This is a genomic window from Rhizobium sp. WW_1 (assembly GCF_003610155.1).
In the GTDB taxonomy this organism is placed as follows: domain Bacteria; phylum Pseudomonadota; class Alphaproteobacteria; order Rhizobiales; family Rhizobiaceae; genus Rhizobium; species Rhizobium tropici_A.
Window position 1 is genome coordinate 76812 of the sequence record NZ_RAIN01000005.1, and the last position, 13757, is coordinate 90568.

A 13757-nucleotide genomic window follows, 5' to 3' on the forward strand; every position below is an offset into this window, starting at 1 on the left:
CCAGGATGAAACGCAGACTGTTCCTCGGCGCCGGCATCGCCTTTGCGACGCTCGCGTCAGTATCCCTTGCCAGCGAGATCCCGGCCAAGGTCGACACGCCCGTTACCATCAACTATTACAACTACAATCTCGCCTCGACCGGAAACGGCGCTGCCGCCACCAAGCGGCTGATCGCCGAGTTTGAAGCCGCAAATCCCAACGTCAAGGTCAACGGCGTCGGGGTTCCGTCGTCCGATATCAGCACCCGTATCCAGGCCGACGTCGCCGCCGGCCACGGGCCCGACATCGCCCAGATGGTGTTTTCCGATCTGGATTTCTTCGTCAACAATCTCGGCGCCGTGGCGCTTGAGGATGTGGTTCCGGCCGAAGAACTCCGCGCTCATTTCGAAGGCATGTCTCCGAAGGGCCTGAAACTCGGCGTCTATAACGGTAAGACCTACGGGCTTGCCTATACTTTCTCGACGCCGGTTCTGTTTTACAATGCCGATCTGTTCCGCAAGGCAGGTCTTGATCCCGATCATCCCCCGCAAACCTGGGCCGAGGTCAAGGTTGCCGCCAAGGCGATCGTTGACAAGACTGGACAGGATGGCCTCGCCACCGGTATTTTCGGACCGTCCGCGGGCGACTGGCTGTTTCAGGGCCTCATTCGCTCCAACAATGGCGACGTGCTTTCGACCGACCGTAAGAAGCTGACCTTTGCCGATCCGGCAGCGGTCGAAGCGGTGTCGATGCTGCACGACCTCTACACATCAGGCGTCTATTCCAATCTCGACCTCAATGCCGCGATGGACGGCATGGCTGCCGGAACGGTCGGCATGTACTTGCAGACATCGGCCATCCAGGCCTATCTCGTCAAGGGCGCCACCGGCAATTTCGACCTGCGCGCCACGACCATGCCGCGCTTCGGCGACAAGCCGGTACGGCCGAACAATTCCGGTAGCGCGCTCGTCATCATGAGCGCCGATCCGCTCAAGCAGCGTGCTGCCTGGGAACTGATGAAGTTTATGACATCAAAGCACGCCTATACGGTCATCACGTCGGAGATCGGCTATCTGCCGCTGCGCACCGATATCGTCAACGATCCGCAATATCTCGGCAACTGGGTGAAGGAGCATCCGCTCGTCCAGCCGAACCTCAAACAGCTGGAAGCGCTGGAGCCTTGGGAATCCTTCCCCGGCCCCAACTATCGCCAGGTTGCCAAGGCGATGATGGACGGCGCCGAGCAGGCTGTGTTCGGCGGCGGTGATCCCGCCGAGGCGATGAAGGCTGCTCAGGATACCGCCCAGGCGCTGATGCCGGCGAGCACCAACTGAGCCGATGACAATCTCCTCCCGCTCGATCGCGGGAGGAGATCTCGCAAGACCGAACAATATCCTTGAACTCGCAACGGCGCGTCATGAGAGACGGGGCAGGCAAGCGCACTATGACCACGATAACCGCCTCCACCACAGCGCCGGCCGCAACGAGCCGGCCGCGTCAGGCCCGCAGGCGCGGCTATCTGCCGTGGCTCTATCTGTCGCCCGCCATCGCCACCTTTCTCCTCTGGATCTACTGGCCGCTGATCGATGCCTTCCGGCTGAGCTTCTACGAATGGAACATGCTGGCGACCTCGCCGATGACCTTCGTCGGCTGGACAAACTACCTCAATATATTCTCGCTGCCGAAATTCTGGCAGGCGCTCCGCAATACCGGGATTTACGTCGTCGGCCTCTTGCCGCTCGCTGTCCTCCTGCCGCTGGCGATCGCCATCTTCACGGCCGACCTGCCGGCGCGCTCGCGCAACATTTACCGGGCGATGATCTTCGTGCCGATGATCGTCGCTCCCGTCGTCGCCGCGGTCCTGTGGCGCTGGTTGCTTGACCCCGGTCACGGCATGGTCTTCGTAACCTTGAAGGCGATGGGCATCATGGCGCCACGTTTTCTGCAAGACCCGAAGATCGCCATCTGGACGATCATCGTGCTCACCGGCTGGAAGCTGATCGGCTTTTCGACGCTGATCCTTTCAGCCGCCAATGCCAATATCAACCCGTCGCTGATCGAGGCCGCCCGCATGGACGGCGCCAGCCGCTGGGCGATCATTCGGGATATCCGCCTGCCGCTCCTCAGCTCGACCATTCTGTTTCTCGTTATGATGACCATCCTGCTCGGGGCGCAGTGGAGCTTTTCCTATATCAACGTGCTGACGGGCGGCGGCCCGCTCGGGGCGACGACCAACATCTACTATCTGCTCTGGGATTTCGGCTTTTCCAGCCTTTCGGTCGGCTGGAGTTCGGCCGCTGCCGTTGTCCTCTTCATCGGTTTCGGCATGCTGGCCTATGTTCTGTTCTGGCTGATCGACAGGTTTTCCTTCTATGACAATTGATGTCCTCACGCGGCCGCGCCGGCGCGGCACCACCATGCTCGGGGTCGAGAAGATCGCCGGTCATGCGATCATGATCGCCCTGTCGTTCTTCTGCCTGTTCCCGGTTTACTGGATGATCGTAACATCGCTGCGGCCGGCCAATCGGGTCTTCGAAAAGAGCATCTGGCCGACTGCGGCGTCGCTCGACAATTACGTCTACGCGCTGAACGCCATCCCGATCGGGCGGATGCTGGTCAACACGCTGGTCGTGTCGGCAGTTGTGACAATCATTCAGCTTCTCACCGGATTGCTCGCGGCTTATGCTTTTGCGCGCTGGCGCTTCCCCGGCGACCGCATCGTCCATATCCTCATCGCGCTCACCTGGCTGGTGCCGCTGCAGGTCGTGATGATCCCGAATTATCTGATCGTCGCCAATCTCGGCCTGCTCGACAGCGTCACCGCTCTGATTCTGCCGCATTTTGCATCCGCTCTTGCGATATTGCTGCTGCTGCAGACCATGCGCAGCTTTCCGAACGAGGTGCTTGAGGCCGCCCGCATGGATGGTGCCGGCAGCTGGCGCATCCTCTGGGAGGTAATCGCGCCCAACCTGCGCGGCACCATCGCCTCGCTCGCCATCCTGATCTTCATCTCGACCTGGAACGAGTATTTCTGGCCGCTGCTTCTCTCCCGCACGCCGGAAAACAGCGTGATCCAGATCGGCATCCAGATGTTCATGACGTCGGAAGGCACGCTTTGGGGACCGTTGATGGCGGCGGCAACGATGGCTAGCCTGCCGATCTTCATCCTCTATATTGTCCTGCAGAGGCAGGTCGTTTCCTCCTTCATGAAATCGGGAATACGTTGATGAACTCCAATGCCATGCGCCACCTGCCCGTTAAGGGCACCTACAATGTCCGCGATCTCGGCGGTTATTCTGCGGGCGAGGCGACCACGCTCTGGCGCCGGGTGCTGCGTGCTGATGGACTGCATCGCCTGGATGATGAGGGAATGGCGGTGCTGACCGGCGAGGGCGTGCGTGTCGTCATCGACCTGCGCAACGGTACCGAGTTGACGCATCAGCCCAATCCGTTCAGCCGCAACGAGGCGGTGCGCTATCACAACATCTCGCTGTTCGATACGCTGGCCCCGACTTACCGGCCCGATGCGGACACATTGCTCGATCTTTATGTCAGAGCCTTGCGGGAACGCCGCGAGGCGATCTGCGCGGTCTTGTCCCTGATCGCCGATGCTGATGATGGCGTGGTTCTCTTCCATTGCACGGCCGGCAAGGATCGAACAGGCATTATCGCCGCTCTGCTGCTTTTGACCGCTGGCGTCGATACGACGACCATTCTTGAGGACTATTCGCTGACGGGCAGCCTGATTGCGCCGATGGTCGACGACATCCTCGCCAATGCCGTCGCGCAGGGCGCCGACATCGAGAAGTTCCGGCCGCTGCTTGCCTGCGATCCTGCGACCATGGCCGCAACGATCGCATTCATCGAGCAGGAATACCGCACGGTGGCGGATTATCTCGGCTGGGCCGGTCTTCCGGCCGAAACCGTCAGCCGCCTTCGGCAGCGGCTTCTCGGCAATTCGTAACGACCCGGTTCCAATCGGCTCTCTTGTCATCCGCTGGCCTTTCGGCCGTAGCATGTAATGATTGCGCGCGAGGCGATTGTTGAGACTTCTTCGCCGGATCGTTGCGACGCCGTGCCGATGGCTGTAAAGCAAATGGTGTCGCGCCTGAACTTGGCGCAGGATATCGCCGCGGGATCATGATCCTTGCGGCGCGCCAGAGGAATTTGGGTTCTGATTCATGGATGAAAAGAAAGACATTGCCGGGCTTTGCAAGGAGAAGGGGCTGCGGCTGACGGCTCCGAGACAGGCGATAGCCAGGGTGTTGTCTGAGGCGTCGGATCATCCGGACGCATTGGAAATTCATCGCCGAGTCACGGCGATCGATCCCGGTATCGCCATTGCTACCGTTTACCGGACGCTCAGCATCCTTGAGGAAAACGGTATTCTCGAGCGTCATTCCTTCGGAAATGGTCCCGCGCGTTTCGAAACCGCCGATCAGGAACATCACGACCATCTGATCAATCTGGAGACAGGCACGATCACGGAGTTTCGCTCCGATGAAATCGAGCGCCTCCAGGAGGAGATAGCTCGAAAGCATGGCTTCGAGATTGTCGGGCACAAGCTCGAAATTTATGTCAGGCCCCTGAAGAGAGCGCGCGGCCGAAAGAATGCGGGCTAGTTGGCTCCGTCACCGGCGCCGGTTCAAAGCCGGATGTGCCCCGAGGCGGCATCTCAGCCGCCTCTTGTCGCGGGTTCAGCGAATCTCGCCTGCCTCCATCGTTGCTGCCCTGCGGGTTGCTCTCACAAAGGCGAGGATGAAGGCCGCGGCTAGCAGAAGCACGATGGTCGGCGCCGGCGCACTGTCGATGAAGAATGACAGATAGACGCCCGCAAAGGAGCCGATCATCGCGATCGCCGTTGCCAGGATGAGCATCGTGCTGAACTTGCGGGCAAGCAGAAAGGCGATAGCGCCCGGCGCAATCAGCATGGCGACCGCGAGGATGAGGCCGACCGCCTGCAAGGCTCCGACGATGGTCAGCGAGATCAGTCCCAGCAGGCCATAATGCAGCAGCTTCACCCGCAGACCGACGGCGCGCGCCTGCGCCGGATCGAACGCGTGCAGGAGGAAGTCCCTCCACTTGATGCCGATGATCGCCGCCGTGACCGCCGCGATGACGGCCGCCATTCCGATATCGTGCCAGGAAACGCCGAGCATGTCGCCGAACAGGATGTGATCGAGGTGCACTTCGGACCGAACCTTGACATAGAGAACGAGGCCGAGGCCGAACATGCCGGAAAAGACGACGCCCATGACGGTATCCTGCTTGATACGGCTGTTGTCTTTCAGGAAGCCGGTGGCGATGGCGCAGAACATGCCGGCGGCGAAAGCGCCGACGGCAAAGGGGAAGCCGCCGATATAGGCTATGACGACGCCGGGGAAGACCGCGTGACTGATCGCATCGCCCATCAGCGACCAGCCCTTCAGCACCAGGAAGCACGAGAGAAGCGCCATCGGCACGGCAACGAGCGTCGAGATCACCAGCGCATTGATCATGAAGTCGAACTGCCAGGGGGAAAGAAGGGTTTCGATCAAGCTCATTGCCCACTCTCCAGTGCCTGCGCTGCCCGTCTGCGGGCGGCCAGCATGCCGTGTTTGGGTGCGAAGAAGAAGGCGATCAGGAAGATCGCCGTTTGCAGCACGACGATGATGCCGCCCGTCGCTCCGTCGAGAAAATAACTCGAATAGGCGCCGACGAAACTCGTCACCGAACCGATGACGACGGCGATGACAAGCAGCTTCGGGAAACGGTCGGTCAGCAAGTAGGCCGTCGCGCCCGGTGTGACGACCATGCAGATGACGAGAAATGCGCCGACTGTCTGAAGCGCTGCGACCGTCGAGGCCGAAAGTAGCGTGAAGAACATCAGCTTGAGCGCCGTCGGGTTGAGCCCGATGGAGCGCGCATGGCTTTCGTCAAAGAAGGTGACCATCAAATCTTTCCACTTCACCAGCAGGACGGCGAGCGAGACGAAGCCGATGATTGCGAGCTGCAACGTGTCGCCAGGCGTGATGGCAAGAACATTTCCGAGAACGATCGTTTGAATATTCACCGCCATCGGCTTCAAGGAGACCATGAACAGGCCGAGCGCGAAGAATGAGGAGAAGGTCAGGCCGATGATGGCGTCTTCCCGCAACTTGGTTCGCTGGTTGAGAAAGAGCATCGCGGCAGCTGCAAGGCCGCCGGAGAAGAAGGCGCCGAGAGAGAAGGGGAGCCCGAGCATGTAAGCCCCGGCGACACCGGGCACGATCGAGTGCGAAAGCGCGTCTCCGATCAGCGACCAGCCCTTGAGCATGAGATAGCAAGAGAGGAACGCGCAAACGCCGCCGACAAGGGCCGAAACCCACATGGCATTCAGCATGTACTCATAGGCAAAGGGTTCGAGGATGCCGGTCATCGTTTCTAATCGCCCCCATTGATCTCGACCTGTCGGCTGCTCGTTCTCCCACCTTTAAGGATCAGCGGGCGCTCGTCGTCGCTCAGCACGCGAACCGCAGCTTTCCCGCCGTCCCGAACATCATTCAGCACGAAATGGCGCAGCACGCCGCCAAACGTCTTCTCTAGGTTTTCCTGCGTGAACGTCTCGGACGTCGGCCCGTAGGCGAGCACGGTGCCCTTGATGAGGATGGTCCGGTCGCAGAACTCCGGCACGGAGCCGAGGTTGTGGGTCGATACCAGCATCACGCGACCTTCGTCCCGCAATTCTCGGAGGAGTTTGATGATCTGTTCTTCGGTCTTGACGTCGACACCCGTGAAGGGCTCATCCAGAAGGATTACGCGGCCGTCCTGCGCCAGCGCGCGGGCGAGGAAGACCCGCTTCTTCTGCCCGCCGGAAAGCTCACCGATCTGGCGCTTGCGGAACTCGCTCATATTGACACGGGCAAGCGCGGCCGCGACGGCCTCATGATCGGCTTTCCTGGCAATGCGCATCATGCCCATATGGCCGTAGCGGCCCATCATCACGACATCTTCGACCAGAACCGGAAAATTCCAGTCGACTTCCTCAGTCTGTGGCACATAGGCGACGAGGTTGCTGCGCAGCGCGTCCTCGATCGGCATGCCGAGCACGCGGATCTCGCCCTTGGCAAGGCGGACAAAGCCCATGATGGCTTTGAACAGGGTGGACTTGCCGGAACCGTTTACCCCAACCAGCGCGGCGATGGTCCCCTTCGGAATGCGAAAGCTGGCGCTTCGAAGAGCTGTATGGCCATTGCGATAGGTAACGGCGGCATCGCGGACAGCGATACCGGAGCCCGCATCCTCGGATGCGGGCGAGTGGAAGACACTGACGGAAGAACTCATTGCGGCAGCCCTTCGCTCAGGCCCTTGACGAGGGTGCCGGAGGTTACGCGCAAAAGGTCGAGATAGGTCGGCACCGGACCATCGGCTTCGCTCAGCGAATCGACATAAAGCACTCCGCCATAATGGGCGCCCGTTTCGCGGGCCACCTGCCGGGCTGGCTTGTCCGATACCGTGCTTTCGCTGAAGACGGTCGGAATCCGGTTCTTCCTGACGGTGTCGACGACCTTGCGCACCTGCTGCGGCGTGCCCTGCTGGTCGGCGTTGATCGGCCAGAGATAGAGCTCCTTCAGGCTGAAATCGCGGGCCAAATAAGAGAAGGCCCCTTCGCTCGATACCAACCAGCGTTTGTCTTGCGGGATTTTATCGAGCGTCTCGCGGATGGGCGCGACCGTCGCCTTGATCTTTTCCTTGTAGGCTTCGGCATTGGCCTTGTAGGTGTCCGCGTTCTCCGGGTCGTATTTGACGAAGGCGTTTCGGATATTGTCGACGTAGATGATCGCGTTCTCGGGCGACATCCAGGCATGCGGATTGGGCTTGCCCTCGTAGGGGCCCTCGACGATGCCCATCGGCTCTATACCGGTCGAGACGACGACGTCGGGAACGTCCTTGAGATTCCGATAGAACTTCTGGAACCAAAGCTCCAGATTGAGGCCGTTCGAGAAAATGAGCTTTGCCCCTTGGGCGCGCTGAATGTCGCCCGGCGTTGGCTGGTATTCGTGGATCTCCGCGCCTGGCTTGGTGATGGATTCGACAATTGCCGCATCGCCAGCAACGTTCTTCGCCATGTCGGCGATAATAGTGAACGTCGTAATCGCCTTGAATTTTTCCTGAGCCGCGACTGGGGCCGCTGCCAGTGTGACGGCAAATGCGCCTGCCATTGCTGCCAGGACAGACCGTCTCACCACATCGAACATACCTACCTCCTAATTGATAATAAGACCTATTTGCATCTGCGATCGATCTTGACCTTCATGCGATTGATAATGATTTGCAAAAAGGGTTGACGTCCGCGCGATTTCCCATATCGTGCAATTAAGAATGAGTTGCAAGTAAAAATTGGCAGCAGACCCCAGGCTGGAGAAATGTGATGACGGAATTAGTGAGGCAGCCGACATTGTCGGAGCGGACGGATGAGCAGATTCGCGAGGTGCTTGCCGGACGGCGGCGAGGCATCCGCTCGATGCTGCTTTTTGCCGGGCCTGCGATGATCGCCTCGATTGCCTATATGGACCCCGGCAACTTTGCGACGAATATTCAGGCCGGCTCCAGCTATGGCTATTCGCTGCTTTGGGTGGTGCTCATGGCCAACCTGATCGCCATGCTTTTCCAGGCACTGTCGGCCAAGCTCGGCATCGTCACCGGCCGCAATCTCGCTGAATTGTGCCACGATCAATTTTCGACGCCGGTTCGCATTGCGATGTGGATCGTCAGTGAAATCGCCGCCATGGCGACCGATCTTGCCGAATTCCTCGGCGGCGCCATCGGCTTATCGCTGCTCTTTCAGATGCCGCTCCTGGCGGGTATGGCGGTGACCGCCGTCGTCACCTATGGCGTTCTGTTGTTCGAAGGCCGAGGCTTCAGGCCGATGGAGCTCATCATCGGCGCATTGGTGGCGATCATCAGCCTTTGCTACGTCATCGAGATGTTCATTGCGCCGGTTGCCTGGGGACAGGTCGGTATGGGGCTGATCACCCCCTCCATGCCCGATATGACGGCACTGACGATTTCTGTCGGCATCATCGGCGCAACCGTCATGCCGCACGCCGTCTATCTGCATTCCGGCTTGACCCAGCATCGCGCGCCGGCTCGCGATGATTCCGAGCGGCGCAAGCTCGTCCGCTTTTCGAATTGGGAATGCATCATTGCGCTGGCGGTGGCCGGCGCGGTCAATATTGCCATGGTGGTCATGGCGTCCGCCGCCTTTCATGCCGGCCATCCCGAGGTCGCCGAGATCGAGACCGCTTATCACATGCTGACACCACTGCTCGGCGGTGCGGCGGCGGCCGTCTTCCTCGTGTCCCTGATGGCCTCCGGCATTTCGTCGTCGGCTGTCGGCACGATGGCTGGCCAGATGATCATGCAGGGCTTCGTCGGATTCCATATTCCGATCTGGGTGCGGCGTCTGGTGACGATGCTGCCGGCCTTCGTGGTCGTGCTGCTCGGCGCAAACACGACCGACGCATTGCTCTATAGCCAGGTCGTTCTGTCCTTCGCATTGCCGGTTCCGATGATCGCGCTCGTCATGTTCACGCGCAACCGCGCCATCATGGGGAATTTCGCGAACGGCCGGTGGACCGATATCGCCGCGATCGTCGGGACGATCGTCATTCTGTGTCTGAACGTAGTCCTGCTTCTCCAGACATTCGGCATGCCGATCCCCGGGCTCGGCTGAGGCCGCGCCGCATAACACGCTGCAATCATGATCGAACCGTTCGGCGGTGGGGTTATCGAAACCCCGCCGCTTTTCGCCTCTCTGTGTCGCTCGCGGGAGCGGTCGGCCCGCCCCGCAAGACCGCCTTGCGGCGTCTGTCTGACCCGTTGCCGTCTCGAAGTGCTCACGCCCATTTCAATTTCTTGTGATGGCGCGCTTGTGGCTTTGGCCCTGCACGCTGCGGCGACGGTGGAGACGCGACCGCGATCGAAGCGCGGGCGCTGTTCATCTGGCCGTTGTCGTGAAGACTAGCGAAAGATCCGTTGCAGCGATCGTTGCTGCTTACGGTCGGGGAATTTCTTCAACCCGTGGACGCTTGCTTTTGATTTGCCGCATTCGCGTATTCTTCTGCGAGATGATAGATGTCTCCGATACAGTCGATCTTGCCGCGGAGTTCCGTGGGACTGGAGGGGATTTCGAGACCTGTTTTATCTTCAATGAGATACAGAATTTCGATGAAATCGAACGAGTCGATGTTGAATTCTTCCAGTCTCCGCTCCGGGGTTAATTCGGCAGGGGGAACACCGAGAAAATCTGCGATCAGATCGCGCAGCTTGTCGGCGATAGGTGTTTGTGGCTCACTCATTTATCTCTCCACAAAACTGGGTTGCGGGGCGTTATTTATTCCATCGCAAGATTAAGCTGGGCTGAAATGTCGATGTAGAGGCCCGAGGAGTGTAAAATGCGCAGAGTAGCGATTACCGGCATGGGCGTCGTCGCCGGAACGGGCAATGGTCTCGATCCATTCTGGCAAGCGGTCAAAAGTGGGCGGCATTGCTTCAGCCCGCTGGAGGGCTTCGATGAGACCCGTCTCAACATCAGGCACGGCGCCATCGTGCGCGACTTTCAGCCGAACGAGCAGATCAACCGCAAGAAGCTCGGCTATCTCGATCGCTTCGCGCAGCTAGCGCTTGTGGCCGCCCAGGAAGCGATAGGCGATGCGAAAATAGAGTGGACCGAAACGCTGAAGCGCAATACCGGTGTCGTGACCGGCTCGACGATCGGCGGACAGGCAACCCAGGATGATTCTTTCCTGAGGCTCTATGGCAGTGCCGGGCGGCTCGTCAATCCCGTTACGATTCCGAAAGTCATGCCTTGCGCTGCGACGGTTGCGATCTCGATGGAATTCGGCCTGACCGGCCCGTCCTACACGCTCTCGACGGCGTGCGCTTCTTCCGCGCATGCAATCGGTCAGGCGTTCTGGATGGTGCGTCAGGGCACCCTTGATCTCGCCATCGCCGGGGGCAGCGAGGCGCCTTTCAGCTTCGGCTATCTGAAGGCATGGGACGCGCTGCAGGTGGTCGATCCCGAGCCTTGCCGGCCTTTCTCGGAGGACAGGCAGGGACTGAACCTTGGTGAGGGCGGAGCAATGCTGGTGCTTGAGCCCCTTGACGCGGCGATTGCGCGCGGCGCGAAAATCTATGCGGAGATAGTCGGTTTCGGCATGACCGCCGACGCCCATCATCTCACCCAGCCGCATCTGGATGGGCCGGTGAGGGCCATGCAGTCGGCTCTCAAGGATGCCGGGCTCGAACCGGCCGTAGTCGACTATATAAACGCGCATGGTACGGGCACGCCGACGAACGATGCGATGGAATGCCGCGCTATCCGTGCGGTTTTCGACAGAGGGGCGGATCGGATCGCAGTCAGCTCGACGAAGGGGGTGCATGGCCACACGCTTGGCGCGGCCGGAGCGCTGGAGGCTATCGCCACGGCGCTCGCCATAAAGAATGAAACGATACCGCCGACTGCCAATTTCACCGTGCGGGACCCGGAATGCGACCTCGACATCGTGCCCAATACGGCGCGTTCACAGCCGATCCGCGCGGCATTGAGCAACTCCTTTGCCTTCGGCGGATTAAATGCTGTTCTCGCCTTCTCGCGTCACGACGCTTGATTTTGGCGGAGATCGGCTTCGCCGCGAATGTCGAGCATGCGGGGAGCTGGCGATCCGGCTCCCCGCACTATGACATGATTCAGCGATCGGGGAAGCGGGCGCGGTGAAGAGTATAATATAGAAATGTCTTAAATATAAATCCTTGTAGCATTGCAAGATGTCTTTATGCTCTGGCGATCGGATGTAGCTATGTTTCGTGTATAGCGTAAAGTCCTGCTCACACTGATGAATATTTCTCACCATAAGCTGCTGCTTCAATTTACTAAAATCCGCTCTATTTGATATACAAGGACTTCGATCTCCTTTGAGACTGTAGCGCCTGGTAAGATACATCGGCGGCCTGCCGATGTTTGAATTGGCATTTTTTGCAGGAGGCGCACAGGTGCTTGATCTTGTTCCCGATGTTCTGGAACGTTATGCGGCTATATTGAACTCCATGGGAAACCCCAAGCGGCTGGAGGTCCTGTTGCTGCTTACACAAACAGAGTGGAGTGTCGGCGAATTGGCCATCAAGGTCGAGCTCAGCCAGTCGGCCCTGTCGCAGCATCTTGGCAAGCTTCGCGCGGAGCGATTGGTTGTGACGCGAAGGGATCGGCAAACCGTCTATTATTCCTGCGTGTCTCGCGACGTCCATCAGATCCTTTCGGCACTCGAGGAGCTCAATGGCGTATCACGGAGCCAGGCGGAAAGCAGGGTTGCTCGATAGTCGCGACACTCTCGCATGTTCAGGCAAACGCTGCTTCTTACCCCAAGCTTTGGGTCTCCATTCGAGGCACATGAATGACAAGACCGATTTTCGTCTTGGTGATATTCGTCCTGTGCGTTTCGAATGCCCTTGCATCTTGCCTGCCAGCGACGGGCCTGTTGCTTTCGCCCACCAGCCAACTGGTCGGCCGAGCCACGGCGGCCTCCCTGTACGCAGTCGAACAGGCCGCAACGGAGGGCACTTCATTCTCCGCCGAGATGCGCGAGTGGCTCCTTGCATTGCGGGCCGAAGGTCATGGGCTGCTGTCGCGCCTGTGGGGCGAAGTTGGAAACGATGCTGCCGCACCGGAACTCGATCAGATCGTCATCGATGACGAAACGGTCGAGGGCAATCGCTTCCTGCTCGCCACAGTGCATGGCTTTCGTGGAATCTATCTCAACAATCTCGATCGCTTCCGGGACGCGTTGGGAAAACTGGAGATCGCCGACGCGCACCTTCACCTCGATGAGGTTGCCAGCGACGATGGCGGTCCGGCAAGCGTCAGTCAGTTCGAACCGTTTCGCCTCAGGGCCGAAGTCAATCGTCGCGCGGGTGATCTCCCGGCTGCACGGCTGGACTTCGGTACCTATATCGAGGGCTATCGGCATTGGAAGAATGCCGCAACGTCGCGCCATATGATCGTCTCGTCCGCCCAGTCTGCAGCCGATCTCCAGTCGGTGAAGGTCGAGACCTTGCAAAGGACGCTCGCCGCCGAGCGCGAGGCGACGCGGGCCAATACGCGAAACCTGCTGGTTTCCATCAGCGCATTGGCGTTCGGGCTGCTGATTCTCTGTCGTATGCATTACGTCGATCTGCGCCATCGCCGGCATCTGGTCGAGGCGGCCAATACCGACCCGCTGACGGGCTTGCCTAACCGCAGACACATGCACGAGCGTGCAACGGCACTCCTTGCCGCAGCACGGCAAGATGGCCACGATTTCTGCGTTGCTCTTTTGGACCTGGATCACTTCAAGCTCATCAACGACAATTACGGCCATCTGGTGGGCGACGAGGTGCTGAAGCGTGTTGCTTCTGCCGCAGTCGCGCAGCTCCCGGTGAACATATCGATGGGTCGCTGGGGAGGTGAGGAATTTCTGGTCGTCCTTGACCGCCATTCTCCCGAGCACAGTGTCCGCTATCTGGAGCGGTTCCGTCAACAGGTGATGTCTATTCGACCCCATGGCGACGCCGCAATGATTGTCAATTTCAGTGCCGGCGTTGCAGGCGATGAAAGTCCAGATTTCACGATCGATCAGCTCATCGATCGAGCCGACAAGGCATTGTATTGCGCCAAGGCAGCCGGCCGCGGACGAACCTGTCTATTCAGCTGCGGGGCAGCGTCTGCCGAGCACTCACCTTATGTCGCAGTGCATGTCCCGCCGCATCGTGACGAGGCCTGAATT

Annotated in this window: 14 protein-coding genes; 9 read left to right on the forward strand and 5 right to left on the reverse strand. The window is 59.6% G+C overall.

Going from position 1 to position 13757, the window contains the following annotated elements:
* The first annotated feature begins 5 nt into the window (after positions 1 to 5).
* The 5 genes from BJ928_RS16120 (at position 6) to BJ928_RS16140 (ending at position 4601) form a co-directional block, all read left to right on the forward strand.
* Positions 6 to 1313, forward strand: a complete 1308-nt coding sequence (locus BJ928_RS16120; protein WP_047631486.1) for an ABC transporter substrate-binding protein — start codon at positions 6 to 8, stop codon at positions 1311 to 1313.
* Positions 1314 to 1423: 110 nt separating this feature from the next.
* The gene (locus tag BJ928_RS16125; protein WP_047631485.1) at positions 1424 to 2362 is read left to right on the forward strand and encodes a sugar ABC transporter permease; all 939 of its coding nucleotides are present in this window, start codon (positions 1424 to 1426) and stop codon (positions 2360 to 2362) included.
* Complete coding sequence (locus BJ928_RS16130) at positions 2352 to 3206, forward strand: carbohydrate ABC transporter permease (protein ID WP_052227676.1); 855 nt, start codon at positions 2352 to 2354, stop codon at positions 3204 to 3206. The genes BJ928_RS16125 and BJ928_RS16130 overlap by 11 nt, the downstream gene beginning before the upstream one ends.
* Positions 3206 to 3943 (forward strand): tyrosine-protein phosphatase, encoded by a 738-nt coding sequence (locus BJ928_RS16135; protein ID WP_047631484.1) that lies wholly within the window; start codon positions 3206 to 3208, stop codon positions 3941 to 3943. The genes BJ928_RS16130 and BJ928_RS16135 overlap by 1 nt, the downstream gene beginning before the upstream one ends.
* A gap of 217 nt (positions 3944 to 4160) precedes the next feature.
* Positions 4161 to 4601: a Fur family transcriptional regulator gene (locus BJ928_RS16140; protein ID WP_047631483.1), complete on the forward strand. Its 441-nt coding sequence runs from the start codon at positions 4161 to 4163 to the stop codon at positions 4599 to 4601.
* Between the two features lie 75 nt (positions 4602 to 4676).
* Here the strand turns inward: BJ928_RS16140 and BJ928_RS16145 are convergent, their stop codons facing one another.
* The 4 genes from BJ928_RS16145 to BJ928_RS16160 are packed head-to-tail and all read right to left on the reverse strand — an operon-like array spanning position 4677 to position 8195.
* On the reverse strand, positions 4677 to 5522 hold the full coding sequence (locus BJ928_RS16145; RefSeq protein WP_047631482.1) for a metal ABC transporter permease: 846 nt from the start codon (positions 5520 to 5522) through the stop codon (positions 4677 to 4679).
* Positions 5519 to 6376: a metal ABC transporter permease gene (locus BJ928_RS16150; RefSeq protein ID WP_047631481.1), complete on the reverse strand. Its 858-nt coding sequence runs from the start codon at positions 6374 to 6376 to the stop codon at positions 5519 to 5521. The genes BJ928_RS16145 and BJ928_RS16150 overlap by 4 nt, the downstream gene beginning before the upstream one ends.
* A gap of 5 nt (positions 6377 to 6381) precedes the next feature.
* Positions 6382 to 7281, reverse strand: coding sequence for a manganese/iron ABC transporter ATP-binding protein (locus BJ928_RS16155; protein WP_047631480.1), 900 nt, complete (start codon positions 7279 to 7281; stop codon positions 6382 to 6384).
* A complete protein-coding gene (locus BJ928_RS16160) occupies positions 7278 to 8195 on the reverse strand; it encodes a metal ABC transporter substrate-binding protein (protein ID WP_047631479.1) in 918 nt (305 codons plus the stop codon). The genes BJ928_RS16155 and BJ928_RS16160 overlap by 4 nt, the downstream gene beginning before the upstream one ends.
* A 173-nt stretch (positions 8196 to 8368) precedes the next feature.
* Here BJ928_RS16160 and BJ928_RS16165 point away from each other — a divergent pair, with 173 nt between their 5' ends.
* The gene (locus tag BJ928_RS16165; protein ID WP_047631478.1) at positions 8369 to 9673 is read left to right on the forward strand and encodes an Nramp family divalent metal transporter; all 1305 of its coding nucleotides are present in this window, start codon (positions 8369 to 8371) and stop codon (positions 9671 to 9673) included.
* Between the two features lie 340 nt (positions 9674 to 10013).
* On the opposite strand, the gene BJ928_RS16170 is transcribed toward BJ928_RS16165, so the two are convergent.
* Positions 10014 to 10298 (reverse strand): phosphopantetheine-binding protein, encoded by a 285-nt coding sequence (locus tag BJ928_RS16170; RefSeq protein WP_047631477.1) that lies wholly within the window; start codon positions 10296 to 10298, stop codon positions 10014 to 10016.
* A gap of 96 nt (positions 10299 to 10394) precedes the next feature.
* On the opposite strand from BJ928_RS16170, the gene BJ928_RS16175 reads away from it, so the two are divergent.
* From BJ928_RS16175 to BJ928_RS16185, 3 genes are all read left to right on the forward strand, one after another.
* Positions 10395 to 11609: a beta-ketoacyl-[acyl-carrier-protein] synthase family protein gene (locus tag BJ928_RS16175; protein ID WP_047631476.1), complete on the forward strand. Its 1215-nt coding sequence runs from the start codon at positions 10395 to 10397 to the stop codon at positions 11607 to 11609.
* Positions 11610 to 11991: 382 nt separating this feature from the next.
* Positions 11992 to 12315, forward strand: a complete 324-nt coding sequence (locus tag BJ928_RS16180) for a metalloregulator ArsR/SmtB family transcription factor (protein ID WP_281024136.1) — start codon at positions 11992 to 11994, stop codon at positions 12313 to 12315.
* Positions 12316 to 12389: 74 nt separating this feature from the next.
* Positions 12390 to 13754 carry a GGDEF domain-containing protein gene (locus tag BJ928_RS16185; protein WP_052227675.1) on the forward strand — a complete coding sequence of 455 codons (1365 nt, stop codon included), beginning with the start codon at positions 12390 to 12392 and terminating at the stop codon, positions 13752 to 13754.
* Positions 13755 to 13757 lie beyond the last annotated feature (3 nt).

Coding starts and splice junctions, on each gene's coding strand:
- BJ928_RS16170 (WP_047631477.1), bottom strand. CDS start 10,298: ATGAGTGAGCCACAAACACCTATCGCCGACAAGCTGCGCGATCTGATC.
- BJ928_RS16125 (WP_047631485.1), top strand. CDS start 1,424: ATGACCACGATAACCGCCTCCACCACAGCGCCGGCCGCAACGAGCCGG.
- BJ928_RS16145 (WP_047631482.1), bottom strand. CDS start 5,522: ATGAGCTTGATCGAAACCCTTCTTTCCCCCTGGCAGTTCGACTTCATG.
- BJ928_RS16175 (WP_047631476.1), top strand. CDS start 10,395: ATGCGCAGAGTAGCGATTACCGGCATGGGCGTCGTCGCCGGAACGGGC.
- BJ928_RS16130 (WP_052227676.1), top strand. CDS start 2,352: ATGACAATTGATGTCCTCACGCGGCCGCGCCGGCGCGGCACCACCATG.
- BJ928_RS16140 (WP_047631483.1), top strand. CDS start 4,161: ATGGATGAAAAGAAAGACATTGCCGGGCTTTGCAAGGAGAAGGGGCTG.
- BJ928_RS16185 (WP_052227675.1), top strand. CDS start 12,390: ATGACAAGACCGATTTTCGTCTTGGTGATATTCGTCCTGTGCGTTTCG.
- BJ928_RS16155 (WP_047631480.1), bottom strand. CDS start 7,281: ATGAGTTCTTCCGTCAGTGTCTTCCACTCGCCCGCATCCGAGGATGCG.
- BJ928_RS16165 (WP_047631478.1), top strand. CDS start 8,369: ATGACGGAATTAGTGAGGCAGCCGACATTGTCGGAGCGGACGGATGAG.
- BJ928_RS16120 (WP_047631486.1), top strand. CDS start 6: ATGAAACGCAGACTGTTCCTCGGCGCCGGCATCGCCTTTGCGACGCTC.
- BJ928_RS16150 (WP_047631481.1), bottom strand. CDS start 6,376: ATGACCGGCATCCTCGAACCCTTTGCCTATGAGTACATGCTGAATGCC.
- BJ928_RS16135 (WP_047631484.1), top strand. CDS start 3,206: ATGAACTCCAATGCCATGCGCCACCTGCCCGTTAAGGGCACCTACAAT.
- BJ928_RS16160 (WP_047631479.1), bottom strand. CDS start 8,195: ATGTTCGATGTGGTGAGACGGTCTGTCCTGGCAGCAATGGCAGGCGCA.